At 39.4% G+C, this 25,289-nt stretch carries 22 protein-coding genes; 17 read left to right on the plus strand and 5 right to left on the minus strand.

Features of this window, described 5'->3' with window-relative positions:
- Window position 1: 1 nt before the first annotated feature.
- From panD to RV00_RS00985, 12 genes are all read left to right on the plus strand, one after another.
- The gene (panD, locus tag RV00_RS00930) at window positions 2-385 is read left to right on the plus strand and encodes an aspartate 1-decarboxylase (RefSeq protein ID WP_379924971.1); all 384 of its coding nucleotides are present in this window, start codon (window positions 2-4) and stop codon (window positions 383-385) included.
- A 2-nt stretch (window positions 386-387) separates the two neighbouring features.
- Window positions 388-1,371: a bis(5'-nucleosyl)-tetraphosphatase (symmetrical) YqeK gene (gene yqeK / locus RV00_RS00935; protein ID WP_071860728.1), complete on the plus strand. Its 984-nt coding sequence runs from the start codon at window positions 388-390 to the stop codon at window positions 1,369-1,371.
- Between the two features lie 47 nt (window positions 1,372-1,418).
- Entirely contained in the window at window positions 1,419-3,851 is a 2,433-nt protein-coding gene (locus tag RV00_RS00940; RefSeq protein WP_071860729.1) for a non-ribosomal peptide synthetase, read from the plus strand.
- A complete protein-coding gene (locus RV00_RS00945) occupies window positions 3,848-4,477 on the plus strand; it encodes a 4'-phosphopantetheinyl transferase family protein (RefSeq protein ID WP_071860730.1) in 630 nt (209 codons plus the stop codon). The genes RV00_RS00940 and RV00_RS00945 overlap by 4 nt, the downstream gene beginning before the upstream one ends.
- Window positions 4,478-4,724: 247 nt before the next feature.
- Entirely contained in the window at window positions 4,725-5,096 is a 372-nt protein-coding gene (locus RV00_RS00950; protein ID WP_071860731.1) for a DUF956 family protein, read from the plus strand.
- 233 nt (window positions 5,097-5,329) lie between these two features.
- Window positions 5,330-7,090 carry a PTS mannitol transporter subunit IIBC gene (locus tag RV00_RS00955; protein WP_071860732.1) on the plus strand — a complete coding sequence of 587 codons (1,761 nt, stop codon included), beginning with the start codon at window positions 5,330-5,332 and terminating at the stop codon, window positions 7,088-7,090.
- 87 nt (window positions 7,091-7,177) lie between these two features.
- Entirely contained in the window at window positions 7,178-9,229 is a 2,052-nt protein-coding gene (locus tag RV00_RS00960) for a BglG family transcription antiterminator (protein WP_071860733.1), read from the plus strand.
- 23 nt (window positions 9,230-9,252) lie between these two features.
- Entirely contained in the window at window positions 9,253-9,690 is a 438-nt protein-coding gene (locus RV00_RS00965) for a PTS mannitol transporter subunit IIA (protein WP_071860734.1), read from the plus strand.
- Window position 9,691: 1 nt separating this feature from the next.
- Window positions 9,692-10,831, plus strand: a complete 1,140-nt coding sequence (locus tag RV00_RS00970; RefSeq protein ID WP_071860735.1) for a mannitol-1-phosphate 5-dehydrogenase — start codon at window positions 9,692-9,694, stop codon at window positions 10,829-10,831.
- A 179-nt stretch (window positions 10,832-11,010) separates the two neighbouring features.
- Entirely contained in the window at window positions 11,011-11,712 is a 702-nt protein-coding gene (gene nagB / locus RV00_RS00975) for a glucosamine-6-phosphate deaminase (protein ID WP_071860736.1), read from the plus strand.
- 387 nt (window positions 11,713-12,099) lie between these two features.
- A complete protein-coding gene (locus tag RV00_RS00980) occupies window positions 12,100-12,807 on the plus strand; it encodes a pseudouridine synthase (protein WP_071860737.1) in 708 nt (235 codons plus the stop codon).
- A gap of 83 nt (window positions 12,808-12,890) precedes the next feature.
- Window positions 12,891-13,565 (plus strand): MgtC/SapB family protein, encoded by a 675-nt coding sequence (locus RV00_RS00985; RefSeq protein ID WP_071861035.1) that lies wholly within the window; start codon window positions 12,891-12,893, stop codon window positions 13,563-13,565.
- A gap of 45 nt (window positions 13,566-13,610) precedes the next feature.
- Here the strand turns inward: RV00_RS00985 and nrdF are convergent, their stop codons facing one another.
- From nrdF to nrdH, 3 genes are all read right to left on the minus strand, one after another.
- On the minus strand, window positions 13,611-14,576 hold the full coding sequence (gene nrdF, locus RV00_RS00990; RefSeq protein ID WP_071860738.1) for a class 1b ribonucleoside-diphosphate reductase subunit beta: 966 nt from the start codon (window positions 14,574-14,576) through the stop codon (window positions 13,611-13,613).
- A 202-nt stretch (window positions 14,577-14,778) separates the two neighbouring features.
- The gene (nrdE, locus tag RV00_RS00995; RefSeq protein WP_071860739.1) at window positions 14,779-16,938 is read right to left on the minus strand and encodes a class 1b ribonucleoside-diphosphate reductase subunit alpha; all 2,160 of its coding nucleotides are present in this window, start codon (window positions 16,936-16,938) and stop codon (window positions 14,779-14,781) included.
- A gap of 271 nt (window positions 16,939-17,209) precedes the next feature.
- Window positions 17,210-17,428: a glutaredoxin-like protein NrdH gene (gene nrdH / locus RV00_RS01000; protein WP_071860740.1), complete on the minus strand. Its 219-nt coding sequence runs from the start codon at window positions 17,426-17,428 to the stop codon at window positions 17,210-17,212.
- Window positions 17,429-17,804: 376 nt separating this feature from the next.
- Here nrdH and RV00_RS01005 point away from each other — a divergent pair, with 376 nt between their 5' ends.
- The 5 genes from RV00_RS01005 (at window position 17,805) to RV00_RS01025 (ending at window position 23,229) form a co-directional block, all read left to right on the plus strand.
- Window positions 17,805-18,275, plus strand: coding sequence for a FeoA family protein (locus tag RV00_RS01005; RefSeq protein ID WP_071860741.1), 471 nt, complete (start codon window positions 17,805-17,807; stop codon window positions 18,273-18,275).
- Complete coding sequence (feoB, locus tag RV00_RS01010; RefSeq protein WP_071860742.1) at window positions 18,276-20,438, plus strand: ferrous iron transport protein B; 2,163 nt, start codon at window positions 18,276-18,278, stop codon at window positions 20,436-20,438. It abuts the gene before it with no gap.
- The gene (locus RV00_RS01015; protein WP_071860743.1) at window positions 20,426-20,560 is read left to right on the plus strand and encodes a FeoB-associated Cys-rich membrane protein; all 135 of its coding nucleotides are present in this window, start codon (window positions 20,426-20,428) and stop codon (window positions 20,558-20,560) included. The genes feoB and RV00_RS01015 overlap by 13 nt, the downstream gene beginning before the upstream one ends.
- Window positions 20,561-20,727: 167 nt before the next feature.
- Window positions 20,728-21,429 carry a MarR family winged helix-turn-helix transcriptional regulator gene (locus RV00_RS01020; protein WP_071860744.1) on the plus strand — a complete coding sequence of 234 codons (702 nt, stop codon included), beginning with the start codon at window positions 20,728-20,730 and terminating at the stop codon, window positions 21,427-21,429.
- A gap of 33 nt (window positions 21,430-21,462) precedes the next feature.
- Window positions 21,463-23,229 (plus strand): ABC transporter ATP-binding protein, encoded by a 1,767-nt coding sequence (locus RV00_RS01025; RefSeq protein WP_071860745.1) that lies wholly within the window; start codon window positions 21,463-21,465, stop codon window positions 23,227-23,229.
- Between the two features lie 74 nt (window positions 23,230-23,303).
- Here the strand turns inward: RV00_RS01025 and leuD are convergent, their stop codons facing one another.
- Window positions 23,304-23,885, minus strand: coding sequence for a 3-isopropylmalate dehydratase small subunit (gene leuD / locus RV00_RS01030; RefSeq protein ID WP_071860746.1), 582 nt, complete (start codon window positions 23,883-23,885; stop codon window positions 23,304-23,306).
- The gene (leuC, locus tag RV00_RS01035; protein ID WP_071860747.1) at window positions 23,885-25,258 is read right to left on the minus strand and encodes a 3-isopropylmalate dehydratase large subunit; all 1,374 of its coding nucleotides are present in this window, start codon (window positions 25,256-25,258) and stop codon (window positions 23,885-23,887) included. Before leuC ends, leuD begins: the two co-directional genes overlap by 1 nt.
- Window positions 25,259-25,289 lie beyond the last annotated feature (31 nt).

Genomic DNA, 25,289 nt, shown 5'->3' on the forward strand with positions numbered 1-25,289 from the left:
AATGTTAAAAGGGAAAATCCATAGAGCTACAGTTACACAAGCAGAATTAAATTATGTCGGAAGTATTACTATTGATAAAGAATTAATGGAGGCAAGTCATATTTTAGAATATGAAAAGGTCCAAATTGCGGATGTTGACAATGGTGAGAGATTTGAAACATATGTAATTGCGGGTCCAAGAGAGTCCGGGATGATTTGTTTGAATGGCGCAGCAGCAAGATGTGTATCAGTTGGTGATAAAATAATTATTATGAGTTATTGTCAGTTAGATTCAGAAGAGGCAAAATCAACAAAACCATACGTAGTTCTAGTAGATGATGATAATAAAATTGATAAAGAGGTACGTTATGAAAAATATGGATTATTAACAGAGGAGTTGGAATAGACATGCGAGAGAGAGCATTTTTAACTCCAGTTACTGAGAATTTTTTACATGCAATTGGTGTTGGAATGGTTTCATACGAACTCGCTTTAAAATACGATGTTGATCCGAAGACTGCCTTTATAGCAGGCAGTCTTCACGATCTTGGTGGAGCAATTCCAGACTCAGATAGAGTACAAATTGCTGAGTTCTATGAAATCCCATTATATACAGAAGAAATAAATGTCCCCATGCTTGTCCATGCAAAGCAGGGAGAATTTTTTGCGAGAAACTTATTTAATATTTATGAACCAGAAATATTAAATGCAATCCTTTTTCATACTACCTGTATAGATAATGCATCAGAGTTAACAAAAATTGTATTTATAGCTGATAAAATACATTGGGACCGTAATGGAGAGCCTCCTTATTTATCGGGGCTACTAGCGGCTTTAGATGTTTCTTTGGATTACGGGTGTAACTATTTTCTTAATTGGCTGTGGAATTCAGATTTATATGTTATTCATCCCTTTTTAAAAAGAAGCTATGGTTACTATATAGAAAATAAAAGGTTTTCAACATTAAATAGAAATGAATTGACAAACGAAAATAATATAATTATTGATGATGATATAAGAAGAAGATATTTTCTTAATGAAATTAAAGATGAATTTGAAAAAATTTTTCGTATATCAAAATCTGCTTATGAGTTGGCTAAAAACGATTCAATTAATCAAGATAAAGCCTTTATTGCGGCTGTTTTAACAACCGCATCAGATACAATCTTTAATAACCAAAAAGATATTATTGCTAAAGCTCTAAATTTAGATCCTAAAGGAACTAACCTATTTGCTGAAATAAATTATTATTTTGCAAAAACAGAATTTAAAGTGGAAGACCCAGAAATTTTAGAGTCGCTGTTGAATTATCAATCAAAAAATCTCATTAATAATCAAAAGTTGGCCAAAATAGTGGCAATGGCTTATAAAACAAGTTCAAACCGAATATAGTTAATCAATCATTATTCCAACTAGTAACTTTGGAGGAGATCATGTCAATGAATGATACAAAAGATTTTTTATCACAAATTTTTGAATTTGGACAAACCTTACCAAATCAAGTTGCATTAGTAGACGATAATTATGAACTAACTTACCGTGACCTTAAAAATAGGGTCGAAGAAGCGGTAAAACAAATTGAAGAATATATTTTAGGTAATCAATGCGTGGTACTTCAAATTCCTAGAAGTATTCATTTTCCGATTATAATACTGGCGTTAACTAAATTATCAATTACTTTTATTCCACAAGACATTTCTCAACCAGATGAAAGATTGCGGCAAATGATCAATACTGCAAAAGCAACCATGCTAATTTCTTTAGATGAAAATGAGCAATATAAATTCACTAAAATTAATCAGCCGGAACATACTCCTTCTCAGGCATGGGCTATTTATTTTACATCCGGTTCAACTGATGTACCTAAGGCGGTTGAAATTCCTAGAGAAAATGTTATGAACACTGTAATATGGGAAAAAAAAGAATTTAAAATAACTAGCAACGATCACGTTGCTGCTTATACGCCTTATTCTTTTGCGATTAGCTATATTGAGTTATTCTCTACACTTTATTCTGGAGGAACCATTTATATAGCAAGTGAAAAAGTACGTCATGATTTAAGTTTGTTAGAAACTTTTCTTATAGATAATAAAATCACATTGATGAATACGACCGCAGTCATTGGAGAACGGATAATACGAACTATGAATATACCTAGTTTACGATTACTAACATTATCTGGACAAAGGTTTCCTAATATCGATTTAAGTCAAATTCCCTACCAAATATTCAATGTATATGGAAATACTGAATGTGGGGCTGCAACAATTTCTGAAATTAGAAATTCGAGTGGGAAAATTACTATAGGTAAACCCGTTTATAAGATGAGTGCACTAATTTTAGGAAAAGAAAATCAGATCTTGGATGCTGAACAAGTTGGTGAGTTATTCATTTATGGTCCACAGGTTGCTATTGGTTATTACCAAAATGATGATGCGACTGAACGGACCTTTGTTACAGTCAAAATTCCAGATAGTGATGATGAAATTAGAGGATATAAGACAGGCGATTTTGCGCGCATATTGAGTACTGGAGAAATTGATTATCTTGGAAGAAGAGATAGGCAATATAAAATAAATGGTGTAAGGATCGACCTAGCAGAGATTGAAGAAGTTATTCAACAAGTTGTCCCTGGTATCAAGCAGACCTATATGGCTGTAAAGGAAAACAGAATTTATTGCTGGGTAACGAGCGACATAAGAAAAAAAGAAAATGATCTTATAAAAAAAGTGAGTACTCGAGTACCAGCTGTAATGGTACCTACGAGAATAATCCAAATAGAGTCGCTCCCCTTAAATGGTAATGGGAAGACGGATGAGAAAAGGTTATTTAGAGATCTTTTGGTTCAAGAAAACATAATCGACGATAGAGATATTAGTCCTGAACAGCGAAAAGCCGAAAAATATTTAAAAAATACATGGGCTCAGATTCTTAATATTAATACCGAGAACATAAATTTTGAAAGTGACTTCAAAAAATTAGGTGCTACTTCTCTTCAAATTATGGAACTTGGTGTTAAAATCCTTCAAGATTTAAATAAAAGAACAAATTTTGTTGAACTACATCTGCGGAGTAACTTGTGTGATATGGCACAAATATTAATCACTGAGGACAAATTCCAACCAATTTATACTTTTGTAAAAAGAACACCTAGTATGGGAAACACCCCAGCTTTATTTGTAGTACATTCTGGAAATACGGGAAGTGATGTTTATCGCCCGCTTTTTGAAAATATTGACGAACCTAACTTTCCGATTTATGTAATTGAACCCCATAATTTACTTTCTTCGGGCAAAAGGATTGATGGAATTGAAAATATTTCGACATACTATATAGATTTAATAGAGAATTTTGTACCTGAAAAAAATTTTTCACAAATCAATTTAATGGGTTGGAGTTACGGTGGAGTCGTCGCAAGCGAAATTTGTTATCAACTATCTCAAGAGAGGTCCTTAAAAAGCGTAAAAGAACTTACTATTTTAGATTCCCCATTTTATATTGATCAAAATGATGTTGATTTGGCTGAACTTAGAGAGAAAAGTGGCTACTACAGAAAATATTTTGAGGAGACACATATTTTTGAAGATATGAACAAAAAAAATATTACTACAGAAAAGCTAGTTGCTAATAACCATAATGTTTTTCAAGATCTAATAGAGTATAAGCCCAAAAACGTTATTACACCAACAACATTTGTTAGAAGTATGGTTGAAGATAAACCGTTAAAAATTGAACAAATAGAAAAAATATTCAACAAAAGTAGAATTATAGATGTTTTTTCAAAGCATGATTATCTATTTGTAGAGCAGGAAACTCGCGATAAGATTAAAGAGATTCTTCATTTGAACTTTAATGAGGTGAAAAGTATATGAAGAAAGTGGTAATTTACCAAGTTAAGGAAATGCTTTACGATGAGGTTATGAAATTCGTTAAAAGTAATGCCCCTAAACGTTTTAGATACTCAAATAGATTTTATAAAAAGGCAGATAGGTATAATTCTGCCGTAGCATATGTATTACTGTGCATAGCCTACGGGTTTATCATCAAAGAATTTGAGGTAGGCAAACACGGAAAGCCTTATTTTAAAACATTCGCTCAATATTTGTCAATTTCTCATTCTGGTAGTATTGTAACTGTTGGAATATCAGATAATGAAATAGCGATAGATTGTGAATATAAACAGTCTGTTGACGAATTTATAATTGAAAAAACTTTTACGAAAAAGGAAAAAAAACTTGTCGAGAAGCAATATATGAAAGAGAGCGCTATTTGGACAGCGAAAGAGGCGATTAGTAAATTTTGGAATGAGGACTGGTACTCTTACCCCAGAACCGAAATTACCATTGAGGAGAACATAATATACGACCAAAATAATCCTAATTTACTATTAGAATTTATTGATTTAGAAAACTGCAGTATCTGTATCGTGAGCGAAGATGAAGATAAATCTGAAGTTTATTGGATAATTGAGAATGATATTAAGAAAATGGTTGAATAAAAAATATTTGGAAAAATTTTATTTAGAATTTTATTTTTGCTATAATGTATATAAGTAAAACATTTTTGCTGCTTTATTGTATTTCAAAATATCAGTGTAGTAAAAAATAATACGGATATAGAGGTTATTTAATCAGAATAAGTCAAGAATTCCATTGCCTAAAATAGATTAAAAATCTTTACTATTGAGTTAAAAGAAGTGATTATAAATTAAACAACATTTATAATTATAGATAGGAGATTTATTCATGGTTCAATCAATCAATACGCAGGTCGATTTAGTTGTGAGTGCAACTTCTTTGGCAGGTGCATCAGATTACGGAAAGATTATGATTGGTGACAAAGGATTTGAATTTTATAATGATCGAGATGCGAATAAGTTTATTCAGATTCCTTGGGAAGAAGTGGACTACGTAATTGCTTCAGTCATGTTCAAAGGAAAAAAAATTCCTCGCTACGCCATTCAAACAAAGAAAAACGGAACGTATACTTTTGCATCAAAAACACCTAAAGAAGTTTTGCGGGCAATTCGTAAATATGTTGATCCGGAACATATGGTCCGTTCATTAAGCTTTTTTGATGTTTTAAAACGAGGAATTAAAGGCATTTTCAAACATTAATTAAATAATTTTTTTTAGGTAGGTCTTTAAGACCTACCCATTTTTTTAAATGTTACTCAAAAACCTTTCTTCTAAATAAATACTGAAAGTAGATTTTGTCAAATTTAAATCTCTTTAATTTTGGCACAAACTTCTGTGCCAAAGCTCTATCTTCTATTCCTTGAAAGCGCATCAATCTGGCGCTATGATAAAAATGTAAACGAAATCATTTTATCATTTAAGGAGGAACTAAAATGGAAGCTACTAGACAAAAGAGTGGACTTAAAGCAAAAGTCCAGCGTCTCGGAAGCCACTTGTCAGGGATGGTAATGCCCAATATTGGGGGATTCATCGCTTGGGGGGTTATTACGGCACTATTTATTCCAGATGGCTATTTTCCAAATGAAAACCTTGCCACATTAGTCGGACCAATGCTTTCTTACTTATTGCCATTATTAATCGCTTATACAGGTGGTAGCATGGTGCATGGCCAACGTGGAGCTGTCGTTGGGGCAATTGCAGCGATGGGTGTTATTGTTGGATCAGACGTTCCAATGTTTATCGGAGCTATGATGATGGGACCTTTAGGTGGTTGGTGTATCAAGAAATTTGATGACGCTTTCCAAGAAAAGATCAAAGCTGGATTTGAAATGTTAGTCAATAACTTTTCTTCTGGATTGATCGGTTTTGCTTTAGCCATCATCGGTTATTATGCTATCGGGCCAGTCGTTGAGGGCGCAACTCATTTAATGGCTGCCGGTGTTGAATCAATCATTAACATGCATTTATTGCCATTAGCCAATATCTTTATCGAACCTGCGAAAATTTTATTCTTGAATAACGCGATCAATCACGGCATTTTGACGCCACTAGGAATCGAACAAGCCGCAGAAGCTGGAAAATCAATTCTATTCTTATTAGAAGCAAATCCTGGACCAGGTCTAGGAATTTTATTAGCCTTCACCTTGTTTGGTAAAGGTGCAGCGAAATCTTCGGCACCAGGTGCAATCATCATCCAATTCTTAGGTGGGATTCATGAAATCTACTTCCCATATGTCATGATGAAACCGCTATTGTTCTTAGCCGTTATGGCCGGTGGGGTTGCCGGAACATTTACTTTCCAATTGTTAGGTGCAGGTTTACGAGCAGCTGCTTCTCCAGGATCAATCATCGCGATCATGGCTATGACACCACCGGATGCTATTGTCGCCAACTTAGCTGGGATCATTGTCGGATGTATTGTTTCATTCTTAGTCGCAATGATTATTATCAAATCTGACAACAGCGAAGAAGACGACTTGGCCGCTAATCAAGCTGCTATGGCAGATGCAAAAGCACAAAGCAAAGGTCAAAACGCTGTTAAATCAGAAAATCAAGAAATGTTTGGCAACATCAACAAAATCATCTTTGCCTGTGATGCTGGGATGGGTTCAAGTGCGATGGGAGCTTCGGTATTACGAGACAAAGTTAAAAAAGCCGGGTTAGCTTTACCTGTTTCTAACTCAGCGATTAACAATCTAAGTGATGATCCAAATGCCTTGATTGTGACACAAGAAGAACTCCACGATCGTGCAAGTCAAAAAGCACCAAGTGCAACCTTTGTCCAAGTAGAAAACTTTATGAACTCCCCTCGTTACGATGAGATCGTTAACCGCCTATCGGAAGAACCAGCTGCTGCTGATACTGAAGAAAAACCATTGACTGATGATGTCATTCAAGGCGTTGCGGATTATTCGAAAGTAGATCATGTCGTCTTTGCCTATGATCAAGTCAAAGGCTCTGCTAATATGGGTGCAACGATCTTGAAGAAATTACTGAAAGACAACGGGATGAATTATCCAGTCACAGTTGTAGCGATTAAGGATTTAGCAGATGAAACAAATGCTTTAGTCATTACCAACAATGACGAAACTATAAAAGCGGAACAACAAGCACCAAGTGCGACTCATGTACCATTGAGTGATTTAGTTGCTTCAGAAAAATATGACCGCGTGATCCAAAATCTAAGAAAATAAAGTAGTCTTTTTTGAAGAATCGTATTACTCTTAAAGCAGTGAGGATTCTCACTGCTTTTAGCCTTTGAAATTATTGGAGGAGATATTGTGTATTTTTCGATTCGCGAAAAAAAGATACTTTCCCTTTTGTTAGAATATCCAAACGGCATTACGTCGGAGGAGTTACAAGATATATTACAAGTCAGCAAGCGAACGGTCTATCGTGAGATATCCAGTATCGAAAAGACGATCAAATCCGTGGATGTCCAAATCATCAAACCTCGTGGCGAGGGATACCGGATAGTTGGAGAGACTCAAAGTTTGGAACAACTGCAGCAACAATTAGGCGCGAAACAAACGGAGCTATTTACCGATAACGTTCAACGGCAAAGTGCGATCGTCTGCTCGTTGCTACTGATGGATGAAGAAGAAACCATCGAAGGACTGGCGATTGATTTTAAAGTTAGCCCCGCGACGATCACTTCCGATTTAGCGGCGATCGAAAAGAGTTTGATTGATTATCGTTTAGAACTAAACCGTCTAAAAGGACGAGGGATTCGGATCGACGGTCGTGAAAAACAGCGTCGGCAGTTATTAAGTAATTTGATTTATAACGGTGTGAGTGAATTCGATTTTTTTCAGTTTCTTGATTTGTTGGAAGAAGGCGAGGCGGTCACTGATAATTTCTTTTTGAAATTATTGAGCCAAGAGAATTTATTACTAGCCGGTCAGATTTTTACTCAAGTTTCCCAGCAGTCTTTCCAGAAGGTCACAGACAATCAATTACAGCGAGTCTTGATTTTATTAGCATTGTCGATTGATCGGATGGCACAAGATCGTTTTGTCGAGGCAGAACAAGAAAACAAAGCCAAGCCTGAAAGTATGCAGATTGCAAGCCAAATCATGATTAAGGTGGCGACAACATTAAAGAAATCAATTCCGCCACAGGAGGTCCGTTTCTTCGCCTTTCAATTGGAAGGAGTCAATTATAAGCAGCCACAAAATATTTTCATTGATAGTTTTGATGTGGAACTTTCTTATCAGATCAAGGAATTGATTCGTTTAGTCTCTGAGGCGACGGCGATCGATTTTCGCAAAGATGAGCAGCTTTTCAATGACTTATCGGCCCATATGTCGGCGGCCTTGAAACGAAATTTGACGGTCATTCAAGGCGCAAACAATCCATTGCTGCAAAAAATTCGTGAGAAATACCAGAAGCTGACGACGGCGATTATTAAAGAGTTGGCGATAGTTTTTCCAGATCATGAATTTACTGCGGATGAATTAGGCTATGTCGTGATCCATTTTGCGACATCCTTGGAACGCCACCCAAGTGGTCGAGCCCTCTCCGCCTTAGTCTTGTGCTCTAGTGGAATCGGAACGGCACGTATCTTGGAAAGCCGGATTCATAAATATTTGAATGAGATTGAGCAGGTGCAAGTCGCAAAAATTTCAGAAATGAATCATCTAGATTATAAAAGTTATGATCTGATTTTAGCGACGGTCTTCTTGCCGGGGTTCCATTTACCCTATAAAGTCATTTCACCCTTGCTACTAGATGATGAGATCAAGGAAATCAAAGAATATATTCAGACGCTGCATCCTGATAAAACGGTTGAAATGATGAATCAACCCGAACAAGAGCCGAGTGATGCCTTTGATGAGATTTATGAAACGATGCGGATCGCCAATCAACTGTTGCAAAGTTTTGATGTGAAGCCGATTACGTCTGAAGAAACGATTGAACAGACCTTAGCGAAAATCATTGATCCCTTGCAAGGAACGATTGTGACCGACGCGGCGACTGTCACAGATAAAGTGATCAAGCGCTATTTAGTAGCACCAATTGGGGTACCGAAGACCAATTTCGCATTGTTCCATACTGCAGATCCTCACGTCAAAGAGCCTCTATTCACCATCTATGATCTGGACCAGAAATTTTTGATCCAAGGGATGGATAAAAAAAGTATTGAATTAACGCGAGTATTATTATTGCTTGCCCCTGATCCAATGCCGGAAAATCAACAAAATCTGTTAGGAAAAATCAGCAGCTCCGTGATTGAGAGTGATTTGAACACGGAAATTTACAAGTTCGGCAACAAAGAAATCATTTATCAACTATTGAGTTCTTTGTTCGTAAAAGAAATACGGGAAAATTAATCTGTGATAGGAGTGAATCAAAAATGGAATTAATGCCAGAAATGATTTTATTGGATCAAGAATATGCCAACAAGGAAGACGCAATCCGGGCCTGTGGTCAGTTGTTAGTTGATGCAGGTTGTGTGGAACCAGGCTATGTAGACGCCATGATTGAAAGAAATAAATTAGTTTCTGTTTATATGGGAAACTTTATCGCGATTCCTCATGGGACCGACGAAGCCAAACACTACGTGAAAAAAAGTGGAATTTCAGTGATTCAAGTCCCAACTGGCGTTCACTTTGGTAAAGATGATACAGAAGACGTGGCAATGGTATTATTCGGTATCGCTGGAATCGGGAATGAACATTTAGATATCCTACAAAAAATCGCCATCTTTTGTTCGGATGTTGAAAATGTCGTAAAATTAGCAGATGCAAAAACAAAAGAAGAAGTCATGGGCTATCTTCAGGAGGTAGAATAGGATGCAAGCAACACATTTTGGCGCAGGAAATATTGGACGAGGATTTATCGGAGAGATTTTAGCAAAGAATGGTTTTTCAATCGATTTTGTCGATATCAATGAAACAATCATCAATGCGTTGAATGAACGAAATGAATATACGATCCAATTAGCAGACGAAAGTCAAAAAGAGATCCATGTCTCAAACGTGGATGGTCTAAACAATCAAACGAATCCGGAAGCGGTGATTGCTTCTGTCAGCAAAGCGGATATTGTAACAACAGCAATCGGTCCGAATATCTTGCCGTTTATCGCAGAATTAATCGCAAAAGGAATTCAAAAACGTCGCAGTGAAGGAAATACAGCGCCTTTAGACGTGATTGCCTGTGAAAATATGATTGGCGGCAGCCAGTTCTTATTTGAAAAGGTCCAAGCATTTTTATCAGCTGAGGATATGGCCTATGTTGAACAATACATTGGATTCCCCAATGCAGCAGTTGATCGTATCGTTCCGATTCAACATCATGAAGACCCGCTATTTGTTTCTGTAGAACCTTTTAGTGAATGGGTGATTGACGAAACGCAAAGTAAAAACAAAGACTTGCGCCTTGATGACGTGGAATACGTAGAAGATTTAGAACCTTATATTGAACGGAAGCTGTTTTCAGTCAATACCGGACATGCGACGGTTGCTTATACGGGTGCTTATGATGGTTATAAAACGATTGATGAAGCTATCTCAGATGAACGAGTCTTAGAAAAATTACGAGCAGTCTTAGGTGAAACCGGCAGTCTGTTAATTAATAAATGGGGCTTCGACAAAGAAAAACACTTTGCTTACATTGATAAGATTGTTAGTCGTTTTGAAAATAAATACATTTCTGACAGTATTAGTCGTGTCGCACGGACTCCAATTCGTAAACTAGGCTTTGATGAACGCTTCATTCGTCCGATCCGCGAATTGAAGGAAAGAGAATTAGGCTATGACAACTTAGTCGATGTAGTAGCAATGGTGTTGAAATACAATGATCCTAACGATGAACAAAGTGTTGAATTACAAAGTTTGTTAAAAGAAAAATCAGTGGCTGAAGTCATTCAACAAGTAACTGATTTAAAAGACGATGAATTAATTGCGGAAATCTCTGCACGATATCATCAATAATAATATCTTACAGCGTAGAAGAACTTCTACGCTGTTTTTTAAGCAAAAGTTTTCCCCATATAGAAGAAAAAATCACGGGGGTGAAGAAAAAATAGTTTTGGTCTAGACTTAATTGTTGCAAATTAGAGATCATGGTGTTAGAATTGGTGTATACCAAAACAACAAAGGAGCGTTTACCCATGAAAGTAATTCGCGTAAAAGATGCCGCTGAAGGCGGAAAAAAAGCATTTGAAATTATCAAAGATGGAATGGAAAACGGCGTAAAAGTATTAGGTCTAGCAACTGGTAGTACTCCTGAAACGTTATATCAAGAAATGACTTCTAGTGATTTAGATTTTTCAGAAATGACTTCTGTAAACTTAGATGAATATGTTGGTTTAGCAGGCGACGATGTACAAAGCTATCGTTACTTCATGAATGATCAATTATTCAACAAAAAACCATTTAAAGAAACGTTCGTACCAAATGGCAAAGCGGAAGATTTAGAAGCTGAATGCAAACGTTACGACGGTGTGATCGCTGATCATCCACTTGACTTGCAAGTATTAGGTATCGGCCGCAACGCTCATATCGGATTCAATGAACCTGGCACACCATTTGATGTGACAACGCATGTCGTTGAATTGACTGAATCAACCATTGAAGCCAACAAACGTAACTTTGATAAAGTAGAAGATGTTCCTACTCATGCTTTATCAATGGGGATTGGTTCAATTATGCAAAGCAAAAAAATCTTGTTAATGGCATTCGGTACTGATAAAGCTGACGCAATCAAAGGAATGATCGACGGCCCTGTAACTACTGATGTTCCTGCTAGCGTATTACAAAACCACGCTGACGTAACCGTGATCATCGACGAAGATGCAGCTAGCAAACTATAAGAATTAGATTGAATAGAGACGTCAAGGAAATGTTCCTTGGCGTTTTTTTTACATGAATAAATCGCTTTATAGCAGGTGTATTCATGTCCGGCTTCACGAACTAGCTCTATCAGCAATAAGCCAAACGATTTCGACATTTGAGCAGCATTTTAGAAATCGTTTGGTCTGATTGCTCAGCGGACTCCTAATTAGGGAATCATTTTCCAAAAACACAAAAAATAGTTCTGATTGTCGTTACTCATACCATTTTTCCGATCTCAATAAAGCGAGCAGAAAAACTGGCAAAAAGCTGAGGGAGTTCGCGAAAGCCTTTCTCACTTATGATCTACTTGCTTCTTTTCTTACCATTGGCTATAGTAAATTATCAGAGTAAAAAGGATGAGAAGAATGCGTTTAGATAAATTTCTAGCGGAGGTCGGCCTAGGCAGTCGCAAGGAAGTCAAGCAGCTGATCAAAAAGGGTCAGATCAGCGTCAACCAACAAATTGAAAAATCGGAAAAGAAGCAAGTGGAACCGGAAAAGGATCAGATCGCCTTTCAAGGTGAGCCGCTGCATTATCAGGAGTTTTATTATTATCTGCTACATAAGCCCGCGGGTGTGGTGAGTGCAACAGAAGATTCACGGGATCGAACGGTTATGGATTTATTCGCGCCAGTAGATTACCGCAGTGATTTATTTCCGGTAGGGCGTTTAGACAAAGATACGGAAGGTTTATTATTGATTACCAATGATGGCCAGTTGGCCCACGAGTTATTATCTCCCAAAAAGCATGTAGAGAAGGAATATTTTGCGAAGGTTGCTGGTGTGATGACAGTAGAAGACCAACAGCGCTTTGTTGAAGGGATTTTGTTAGATGGGGAAAAGACTTTGCCAGCGGAATTGTTGATTGATGAGACGACCGCAGACTCGTCAAAAGTTAGAATCATTTTACACGAAGGTAAATTTCATCAAGTGAAGCGGATGGTCAAGGCCTGCGGTAAAGAAGTGACCTACTTAAAACGAATTCGTATGGGAGATTTGGAATTGCCGTCAGGGTTAGTTAAAGGAAATTACCGATTATTGACAGCAGAAGAAATAGCTTCGCTAAAAGGTTAGGAAGTTCGCTTTTTTCTCTAGCGTGCTATACTGAATAGAGAGGTGATGGACCAGTGGATTTGAAATTATCAGTTTATGAAATCATGCTGCGCTTATTTTTAGCCATGGTCATGGGTGGCGCCATTGGGATAGAGCGTGAATATAAGAATCGCCCGGCTGGCATTCGGACTCATATTTTGGTGTGTATGGGCGCGACTATTATTGCATTGATCCAAGTTGAGATCGCCGATCAGGCGTTGCGCTATGCGGCGGCTAAACCTGAGTTTGTTGGAGTGGTTCGAGCAGATGAGGCCCGTTTGATCGCTCAAGTGGTCAGCGGAATCGGTTTTCTAGGTGCGGGTACGATCATGGTCAGCAATCGTTCGGTCAAGGGGCTGACGACGGCTGCTTCGATCTGGGCTGGTGCTGGCTTGGGGATCGCTATCGGTATGGGGTATTATACGATCGCCATTTGTAGTTTTGTCGGCATAATGCTGGCGCTGACTGTGGTGAAGCGTGTGATTAAGATCAACGCGATTAAAAAAATCGAGATTCGTTACATTCATCGTGAAGCCACCAAAGAATTTATTATGAATTATTTCGAAAGTAAAAATATTGAAGTCGAGGATGTCGATTTCGACGTGGATTTCATGGATGATTATCGAATATACACCAATGTCTATACGATTGATTTGCCGCGGGGGATGAATTATACCGATGTGATTGAAGATTTATCGATGTATAAAAATATTACTAAGCTCCGGATGATTAATATCTAAACAAAAAAGAGAAACTCCTTGCGATAAGGAATTTCTCTTTTTTGTTTACTCTAATCCAATTAAATAATCATCGTCATTCATCGCTTCGACTTGGCCAAGTAGGTAGCCGTTGCCGACTTGTGAAAAGAAATCATGGTTGCTGGTTCCGGTCGAAATCCCGTTCATTACGATTGGATTGACATCATCGGCGGTGTCAGGGAATAGTGGGTCCATTCCGAGGTTCATCAAGGCTTTATTGGCGTTGTAGCGCAAGAAAGTTTTGACTTCTTCCGTCCAGCCGATTTCGTCATATAATTCTTCAGTATAATGCTCTTCATTTTCGTACAATTCATACAATAAATCGTACATCCATTCTTTCAGACGTTCTTGCTCAGCTTCTGGTTGTTCATTGAAGCCACGTTGGAATTTGTAACCGATATAAGTTCCATGAACCGATTCGTCACGAATGATTAATTTAATGATCTCCGCCACATTAGCTAATTTGTTATTACCTAAATAATACAGCGGCGTATAAAAACCAGAGTAGAATAGGAACGTCTCAAGAAATACACTAGCGATTTTCTTTTCTAAAGGTGTGCCATTTTTATAAATCTCATTAATTCGTTCCGCCTTTTTTTGTAAATACGGATTCGTATTTGTCCATTCAAAAATTTCATCAATTTCGGACTTTGTATTTAAGGTACTGAAGATCGATGAATAACTTTTGGCGTGGACTGATTCCATAAATTGGATATTGTTCAAGACGGCTTCTTCATGAGGCGTCCGAACGTCTTCTCGCAACTGATCCATACCGCTTTCTGATTGAACAGTATCTAGTAGTGTCAATCCGCCGAAAACATGACCAACCACGGTGTGTTCCAGTGGTGATAATTTCCGCCAGTCATCTAAATCGTTTGACAACGGAATACGTGTATCCAACCAAAATTGCTCCGTTAATTTTTCCCACGTCGATTTATCGATGACGTCTTCGATTTCATTCCAGTTAATGGCTTCATAATACGTTTCTGCCATGAAGATTCCTCCTAAGATAAGTATATAGTCACGCATAGCATTCCCTCTCAAGCAGAAGCTCAAGAGGGAATAGAAATTTAGATGTCCAGCTGCACGGACTAGCTTCCTTAGCAATAAGCGAAAATTTTAATAAATGTGAAGAGCCTTTTTTTAAATTTTTCGTCCTATTGTTCGGAACCTAGACGAGTCCGTTCCGCTTTTCCTAGATCACACAGCTTTCACATTGATTCGAACCGATTTCTTCTGCATCGTCCGTAAAGGTCCGGACATAGTAGATCGATTTGCAGCCTTTGTAAAAGGCGTAGTTACGTAAGATGTTCAGGTCACGAGTCGTTTGTTTTGTTTCGGTTTTCCACTCGTACAAGCCCTCAGGAATCTCTGAACGCATAAATAGAGTTAAGCTCATACCTTGGTCAATGTGTTGTTGGGCCGTAGCATAGACATCGATTACTTTACGCATATCCATATCATAAGCAGACGTATAGTAAGGCAAAGTTTCATTGTTCAAGTAAGGTGCTGGATAATAAATTTTCCCGATTTTCTTTTCTTGCCGTTCTTCAATCAAGCGAGTGATTGGATGCAAGCTAGCACTCGTATCGTTAATATAAGAGATCGATCCATTTGGCGCAACAGCTAAACGGTTTTGGTGATACAAGCCGTCTTTTTGAACAGCTGCTTTCAAATTTGCCCAATCTTCAGCAGAAGGGACGAAGATTTCTTTAAATATTTCTTTGACCTTGTCAGTTTTTGGTGCAAATTCGCCGGTCATGTATTTATCAAAATAAGAACCGTTGGCGTAATCAGATTTTTCAAAGTTATGGAAGACGGTCTTGCGTTCTTTCGCCATCGCGTTACTTTCCATTAAGGTCCAATAGTTTAACAACGTGAAATAAACATTGGTGAAGTCGATTGATTCTTCAGAACCATATTCCATCAAATGTTTGGCAAAGAAGCTGTGTAAGCCCATTGCACCAAGGCCGATGGTATGATTCAAGTGATTGCCGTTTTGAATTGAAGGTACTACTTCAATATCGGATTCATCAGTAACAAAAGTTAACGCCCGAGTCATCGTCCGAACTGATTGTCCAAAGTCAGGACTCTCCATTAAGTTAACGATGTTGGTAGAGCCTAGATTACAAGAAATATCCGTTCCTAATACATCGTACTCTTGACGGCCATTAATGGTAGAAGGCGTTTGTACTTGTAAAATTTCGGAACAAAGGTTACTCATCACGATCTTTCCATCGATTGGGTTGGCACGATTGGCGGTATCGATGTTGATGATATATGGATAACCAGATTCTTGCTGCAATTTAGACAGTTCATTTTCTAAATCACGTGCACGAATTTTTTTCTTGCGAATATTAGGGTTCGCTACTAAATTATCATACTCTTTAGTGATGTCTACGTAAGAAAAGGGCACGCCGTATTCACGCTCAACTCCATAAGGGCTGAACAAATACATGTCTTCATTGTTACGGGCCAATTCATAAAATTTATCCGGTACAGTTACACCAAGTGAAAGAGTCTTCACGCGAATTTTTTCATCGGCGTTTTCTTTTTTTGCTGATAAAAACATTTCAATATCAGGATGGAAGACATCTAAATAGACGACACCAGCACCTTGACGTTGACCAAGTTGGTTAGAATAAGAGAAACTGTCTTCGAATAATTTCATGACCGGTACAACCCCACTGGCTGCACCATCATAACCTTTAATGGGGGCGCCAGCTTCGCGTAGATTAGAAAGATTGATTCCAACTCCACCGCCAATCCGAGACAGTTGAAGGGCTGAGTTAATCGAACGGCCGATGCTGTTCATATCATCGGTAACTTGGATCAAGAAACAAGAGACTAATTCGCCACGGCGTTTGCGTCCGGCATTTAAAAATGAAGGGGTTGCTGGTTGGTAACGTTGGTGGATCATTTCATCGGCTAAGGATAAGGCTAATTTTTCATCGCCATCCGCAAAATATAGCGCATTGAAGGCCACTCGATCTTCATAACTTTCTAAATACTCAGTGCCGTCATTACTTTTTAGAGCATACTGAGAATAAAACTTATAAGCCGCCATAAAAGATTTGAAGGTAAAATTCTGCTCCGCTAAATAAGCGTACAACTTCTCGATAAAAGCAGAGGTGTATTTTGCGATAAAGGCTTCTTCTAAAAAATCTTCTTCTATTAAATAGTCGATTTTTTCTTGCACGGAAGCAAATTTATGTGTATTTGGTTCAACATTCTCTTTAAAAAAAGCTGCTAACGCGTCTTTGTCTTTATTTAGTGGAATCTGTCCATTGACTGGACGATTGATTTCATTGTTTAGCTTGAAGTAAGATACTTCACCGAGGTCTTTTAAACTCATTTCGTCACATCTTTCTATTTTATCTTTTGCTATTCATGTTTGGCTTCACGAACGAGATTTTTCAGTCTTGGTCTTCGGCTAATCCCAATTTAGGAAACTCGTTTTTCAAAAAAACGCGAAAAATGAGTTTGATTGTCATAGCGCCAACCAGTCTATTAATCACGCTAAAGCGCGGAATGGAGCTGGTAAAAAGCTGAAGGCGTTCGCTTCCGCCTCTTTTCTATCTATAAAAGAAGAAAACTTTGCAATCGTGGGACCGCAAAGTTTCGAGTTAGGCTAATGCTTTCAATTGATCTGGACGGAAACCGATGATGGCTTGCTGTCCGCCGAAAATAACTGGGACACTTTGGAAACCTTGATCTTTTAAAAAACCTATTGCTTCGGGTTCATTGTCGATATTGACTTCTTCAAATGAAATTTGGTTCTCAGTTAAATAACGTTTTGTCATCTTGCACTGCATGCAATTATTTTTAGAATAGACTTTTACCATAAGACTACCTCCCTTGATTTCTACAATTACTAGTATAAAAGATGTGGGCTAAAAGTCAACGGTTAAACACCATATATTGTGTTGGTCAAATGTTGGTATACTACGTTTTGTGTTTTTTGCAAAAACCTTGAAAGCAGACTGTTTCAAAGGAAAATACCGTTGTGGAATTGAAAAAAGCAATCAACGATGTTTTTTTTCGAGGAAAAAGTTTTTTTAATAACTAATAAATAGCTTTAAAATCAAATGAATCAGTGATTGTCAAACAAACTGCTCGCCAAACTAGAAAATCTTCGACCAATTATTGACTTTGTTGCCAAATGAAGCTATTCTTAGTGAGAAAGATTCTCATTATTGATTAGAGTTAGGTGGAGGGTATATGACGACTTTAGCAGATGTTTCGTTGAACCAAGTAGTTCAAATTGATGAAATGGCACTAGATAATGATCTAAAGCACCGCATGCAAGATCTAGGTATGATTGTGGGTTCGAAGGTTGCGGTTGTAAATCATTCTGGCGATAACGGGATTATTCTGCTACACAATACCCGCTTAGCCTTATCTCAATCTTTATTAAAGAAAATACTTGTGAAAGACCTAACGGAAGCTCAGCAATCGTGGATCTCACTTGACCAATTGAAGGTTGGGGAACAAGGAACTGTTGTGAATGTTCATGGCAGCGGCGCAATTAAACGGCGCTTAATGGACATGGGCTTGACGAAAGGAACGGAGATCAAGGTTGTAAAATTAGCTCCTTTAGGCGATCCGATGGAATTACGGATCCGCGGATATGAATTAAGTTTACGGAAAAATGAATCAGAGATGATTGTTGTCGCGAAGGAGGCGGAATAGATGGCAAAAGTCCATATTGCATTGGCGGGGAATCCTAACAGCGGGAAGACCAGCACCTTTAACGTCTTAACTGGAACGAATCAATTTGTCGGCAATTGGCCAGGGGTAACAGTAGAGCGCAAAGAAGGTATCTACAAAAAGAATTCTGATGTTACTATCGATGATCTGCCAGGTATTTATTCATTGTCACCTTATTCGCCAGAAGAAGTAGTGGCTCGGGATTATTTACTATCTGGGACGCCCAATGCCATCATTAATATTATTGACGGGACCAATCTTGAACGCAATCTTTATTTGACGACGCAATTGATCGAGACCGGTATTCCAGTCGTTGTAGCAGTCAACATGATGGATATCATCAAAAAAAGTGGCAAGCAAATCAATTTGGAAAAACTTTCTTATGCCTTAGGGGTGCCCGTAGTGGGAATCAGCGCATTAAAAAATTGGGGCATTGATAAAGCTGTTAATGAGGCGTTGCATTTAATCAAAAAAGGTGTCGAAGAAGTTAATTTCCCGCACTATGATAAGAAGCTGGAAGCAGCACTTAGCGAGATTGAAGAAGTTTTAGGCAGTACCGTGTTGGAAAAATACAGCCGCTGGTATAGCCTAAAATTATTTGAGCGAGACGAACGAGCACAAAAAGAATTAGATTTAAGTTCAATCCAGCAGAAGGACTTAGCGGAGATTACTAAGATCACGGAAAAGATCTTCGGTGAGGATGCTGAAAGCCTAGTCATCAACGAACGTTATAATTTTATTACCGATTTAAAAACATTATGCGTAGTGGACGAGGATCAATTTAAATTATCTCTTTCAGATAAAATCGACCGAGTCGTAACGAATCGTTTCCTAGCGTTGCCAATTTTTATGTTGGTGATGTGGTTGATTTATTATATTGCGATTCAGACGGTTGGAGCGATGGGAACGGATTGGGTGAATGACAATCTCTTCGGCGATATCGTACCTAATTTTGTCGGCTCTACCTTACAGTCATGGCATGTGGCTGGTTGGATGCAAAGCTTAATCTTAGATGGAATCATTGCCGGTGTCGGAGCCGTATTAGGCTTCTTGCCGCAATTGATGGTGTTGTTCCTTTGTTTGGCATTATTGGAAGACTGCGGCTATATGGCGCGAATCGCTTTTGTAATGGACCGGATCTTTCGCAAGTTCGGCTTGTCAGGTAAATCTTTTATCCCGATGCTGATTGCCACTGGTTGTGGTGTGCCGGGTGTGATGGCAAGTCGCACGATCGAGAATGAAAAGGATCGGCGAATGACGGCGATGCTGACGACCTTTATGCCGTGTTCGGCAAAGTTGCCAATCATTGCGCTAGTAGCTGGAGCCTTTTTCCCAAATAGTAGTTGGGTAGCCCCATCGGCTTATTTTATTGGTATGGGAGCGATTGTTTTATCGGGAATCGCTTTGAAGAAAACCAAACTTTTTGCTGGTGACCCATCGCCCTTTATTATGGAATTGCCGCTGTATCATATGCCTAGAATCGGTAATACGATCCGTTATACGTATGATCACAGTAAAGCCTTTATTAAACGGGCTGGGACGATCATCTTTGTTTCTAGTATCGTGATCTGGTTTATTTCCAGCTATAATTTCTCCTTACAATCAGTCAATGAAAATGACAGTATTTTAGCGGCTTTAGGTGGGTTGATCGCGCCGATTTTTGCGCCATTAGGTTGGGGTGATTGGCGGGGAGCAGTTGCCGCGATCACTGGTTTAGTAGCCAAGGAAAATGTTATCGGAACCTTTGGGATTTTATATCGGCATGCCGAAGTAGCGGAAGACGGAGTAGAAATTTGGAAGTCCTTGCAAGCGGCCTATACACCTGTCGCTGGCTATTCTTTCTTAGTCTTTAATTTATTGTGCGCGCCATGTTTTGCTGCGATGGGTGCGATCCATCGTGAAATGGGCGATATCAAATGGACTTGGCGGGCGATTGGCTACCAATGTGGCTTGGCCTACGTGGTTAGTTTTATTATTTACCAAATCGGTCATGTAGTCTTTGAAGGCGGAGCACTTGGCGTTGGCTTTATCCTTGCAATCGGTTTGATTGTCGCAATGCTGTACTTCATCTTGAGAAAACCAGTGAAACAATCACCGACGATTACGATTGAAGAAATCAAAGAGGTGAAAGAATGGCAACTATAATTTTAAGCGTCTTAATCTTTGGCGGGGCCGGAGTGGTTATTTATCGCAGGATCAAAAATGGCAGCTCCTGTGAAGATTGCGAATGCGGCTGTCCAGTCAAAGAAGAGCAGAATAAAGAATAAAATCAAACACCGACTTTTAAAGCAGATTGCTTTAGAGTCGGTGTTTTTGCGTTTTTAAAAAAAGTTCAACATAATTGTTGACAATAGTTCGGCACCGAACTATAATAGCAAACGAAATGAAGTTAGGTACCGAACTTTAAATGGAAAAGATGAAGGAGTGCTTGATAATGAGTGATTTTACGAAAGATTTGATGCGACAATTACGTTTTATTAGTTCAGCTAGTAATGCGTTCATGAGTAAACGACAAAAATTAAATGGGCAGCAACGTGTCTTAGCCGTTTTGGCAAAAGAAGACGGATTAATTCAAAGCCAATTAGCCGAGATTTTAGATATTCGTCCTAGTTCACTGGCGGAATTGATGAAAAAAATGGAAAAAAGTGGGGATGTTCTGCGGAAAGAAGAAGAGCAGGACAAACGCATCAAACGTGTTTTCTTAACACAACAGGGCCAACAAAAAGCGCAGAAATTTAGTCATGTTAGTGAAGACATGAGTGAAGCTTTTTTTGCCGGTTTAACAGAAGAAGAGCAGGAAAATTTCAGTGCCTACATGCAAAAGATTTCAGCTGGCTGGCAAGAAGAATTTCAAAAGCAAGCGGGGCGCTTCGTTGATCCAATGGATCGTTTACGGCAGATGCAGGCAATGCGTGAACAATTTGCGGAAAATTGGCAGGAAGACTGGCGAAATCTTTCGCGGGAAGAGCAGCACCGAATGCGTAATCAAATGAAGCGAGAAATGCGCAAGGCTTCTCGTGATTTTTCAAGAGACTTCAAACATGATTTTCGTCAGGATTTCTGGGGGAGCCGTGATTTTCCCGAAACACCAGATGAAAAGCAAACAACTAAAGAGACAGAATGGGAAGATTTTTAGCAAAAAATTTTGCTAAAAGAGGAGGAATCGCACATGGATCGCGGAATGGACATGGCAGAGGAAAGACCTGCTGCTAAAAGTAACTATAAATTAAAGGATTTTATTCGATTGATCACGAGTGTTAATCCAAAGAAAGCGTTGTTTATGATCGGCTTATTTTTGAGCTTGTTGACTAGCGGTGCCAGTTTGATCGTACCGCAATTAACCAAAGGCTTGATCGATACGAGTAAATTGGCCCAGATCGATAAGAAGATGTTGATTGTGTTAGTTTTGGCTTTCGTGGCGCAATTAGCTTTTGGTGCAATCGGCAGCTTTTTATTGCGTTTTGTAGGAGAAAGTGCGGTTAAAACACTGCGGGAAAAATTATGGGGTCATTTACTGCAAATGCCCGTTGGTTATTTTGATGACCATAAATCAGGGGAAAGCAGCTCACGGTTAGTCAATGATACAACGGTCATCAAAGATTTGGTGGCAACCCAATTTCCTAACTTTATAACTGGGGCAATCCAGCTAGTCGGCTCCATGGTGATTTTATTCGTAATGGACTGGAAGATGGCGTCACTGATGTTTTTGGCGGTGCCTGTGATGGCTTTGATCATGATGCCGATCGGCCGGGTGATGTCTCGGTTAGGTCGTCAATTACAAGCGGCGACTGCAGACTTCAATGCGGAAGCTAGTGAAAAATTATCGGAGATTCGTTTGATTAAAGCTAGCAACGGTGAAACCTTTGAAAAAGAAAGCGGCGGGTCTTTCATTAACAAAATTTTCAGCTTAGGGATCAAGGATGCTAAAGTCGAGGCTTTGTTGCAACCGATTATTACGACGGTTATGTTAGGTTTATTCGTAGGGATTTTAGGGTATGGTGCAGTTCGCGTTCAAGCTGGCACCTTAACGAGTGGAGAGTTAGTCGCTTTCCTATTATATCTATTTAACATCATGATGCCGGCAGCTAGTTTTGCCATGTTCTTCTCTCAAGTTCAAAAGGCGATGGGCGCAACCGAACGGATCGAACAAATTCTCAAGACGGATTTAGAACCAATTGAAATGGGTAAACGGATCGATGTCACTGGACAAACGATTAAGGCAGAAAATTTATCCTTCCAATATACCGAAGATCATCCGATTTTGAAAAATGTTTCTTTTGAAGCGAAACCTAATACAGTGATCGCTTTTGCTGGACCAAGCGGCGGCGGGAAATCGACTATTTTCGCCTTGCTGGAACGTTTCTACAATCCGGTCAATGGCACGATCAAGATCGGTGCTGAAACCATCGAAGATATCAGTCTAACGAATTGGCGCTCCCAAATCGGTTATGTTTCTCAAGATAGTGCGGTCTTTGCCGGAAGCATTCGCGAAAACTTGCAGTATGGATTAGAACGCACCTTAACGGAAGCCGAATTGTGGCATGGGTTGGAATTAGCCTACGCTGATCAATTTGTTCGTGATTTTCCAGAGCAATTGGAAACAGAGTTAGGCGAACGAGGCGTGAAACTTTCTGGTGGACAAAAACAACGGATCGCCATCGCTCGTGCTTTCTTGCGAGATCCTAAGATTTTAATGCTAGATGAAGCGACAGCCAGCTTGGATTCCCAATCTGAAGAAAAGGTCCAACGGGCATTGGATCAATTGATGGAAGGGCGGACGACGTTGGTAATTGCTCACCGATTGTCCACCATCGTGGATGCCGATCATATTTATTTCATTGAAAAAGGGGAAGTGACCGGACACGGTTCTCATAGTGAATTGATTGCCACGCATCCGCTTTATGCCCAATATGTACAAGAACAGGTGTTAAATTAAAAAAAACTCTTCGAAATTTTTTTCGAAGAGTTTTTTGCTGCTTTAGAAAAAGATTTAATGAGCTCGTGTTGGCTTTAATAAGTTGGCATCTTTTTTTCGTAGGACGTGATCTCGTCTTCATAGCCTAAAGTGATACTGATATCATCCAAGCCTTCCACCAGTTTTTCTTTCCAAGTCGGGTCGATTGAAAAACCATAGCAGGCGTCTTGGGTGCGGACTTCTTGTTTTGGTAGATCAATCGTGATGCTTTGATCAGCTGGTAATTGACTTAGCGTGTCTCGCACAGATTGGGACAATTGAATTGGCAGCAGGCCATTTTTTAAAGCGTTCATGTAAAAAATATCGCTGTAGCTGCCGGCGATCACTGCTTTGAAGCCATAGTCTTGGATCGCCCAAGCTGCATGTTCCCGGGAAGAGCCGGAACCAAAGTTTTCGCCAGAGATCAAAATCGTCGCTTCCTTGCGCTCTGATGCATTTAGAATAAACGCGGGATTCTCTGAACAATCCTCTAAGTAACGCCACTCATCAAAAAGATGTTTACCAAAGCCAGCTTTATCGACTTGCTTCAGGAAACCTTTAGGAATGATTTGATCGGTATCAATATTGTCGTTTATCAACGGAACGGTCTTTCCAGTATAGACGGTAAATTTTTCCATTAGATAACCTCCTTACGACTATCGACAAAGTTTCCGTTAATGGCGGCGAGGGCGGCCATCGCGGGGCTGCACAGATGTGTACGGGCATCTTTTCCTTGGCGTCCTTGGAAGTTTCGATTAGAAGTAGAGGCACAATGAACGCCTGCTGGGACACGGTCCGGATTCATTCCGAGACACATCGAGCAACCCGGCTCACGCCATTCAAAGCCCGCCGCTTTAAAGATTTTATCCAAGCCGATTTCTTCTGCCGCTTTACGAACAGGGCGGGAACCGGGAACCACGATCGCGGTAACTTGGTCATTGACTTTTTTTCCGGCAACGATTTTGGCCGCTTCTTGCAAATCTGAAAGCCGTCCGTTGGTGCAAGAACCAATAAAGACATAGCCAATCGGAATATCCGCCGGGGTTTGTCCGGGCTTCAAACCCATATAATCGTAGGCTTGTTGAATATCCGGCGAGGTGATCGCAGGAAATGTTCCGTCAAAAGGCACCCCCATTTCGGGATTAGTGCCCCAAGTAACGAAAGGAACCAGCTCACCGACTTCTAGCGTCAAGACTTTATCGTATTGTGCGTCTTCGTCTGTGTATAATTGTTTCCAATCTTCAATTGCAGCAGTCATGTTTTTAGGCGCGTATTGGCGATCCGCGACGTATTCAAAGGTTTTTTCATCGGGAGCGATCAAGCCGATCTTGGCGCCTCCTTCAATCGCCATATTGCAAATCGTCATGCGTTCTTCCATCGAGAGACTTTCAATGGTCTCTCCGCAAAATTCAGCAGCATAACCAACTCCAAAATTAGTTCCGTATTTAGCAATCAAGGCTAAAATAATATCTTTGGCATAGACACCTTTTGGCAATGTGCCAGTAATTTTGATGCCCATATTTTTTGGTTTATTTTGCCAAAGGGTTTGAGTCGCAAAAACGTGTTCTACTTCGCTAGTTCCAATTCCAAAGGCTAAGGCACCGAACGCACCGTGAGTAGCTGTATGAGAATCGCCACAAACGATCGTTTTTCCTGGTTGGGTCAAGCCGGTTTCCGGTCCCACCATGTGGACGATCCCTTGTCGTTGACTACCATTATCACAAAGTTGAACGTCGAATTCGTCACAATTAGCTCGCAACGTATCGATCTGTTTTTTCGCGACGAGGTCCGTGAAATTGAAAATATCGACTGTCGGAGTGTTGTGATCCATTGTCGCGAAGGTTCTTTCGGGATGACGCAAGGTTCGTCCCGCTTCACGAATACCAGCAAAGGCTTGCGGTGACGTAACTTCGTGAATCAAATGTAAGTCAATATAAAGCAGTTGTGGTGCGCCTGCTTCACCATGAACAACATGTCGCTGCCAAAGTTTATCAAATAATGTCTGTCTCATCGTTTGTACTCCTTATCGGCTATTTTTTGCT

The organism is Enterococcus devriesei (genome assembly GCF_001885905.1).
Lineage (GTDB): Bacteria > Bacillota > Bacilli > Lactobacillales > Enterococcaceae > Enterococcus_A > Enterococcus_A devriesei.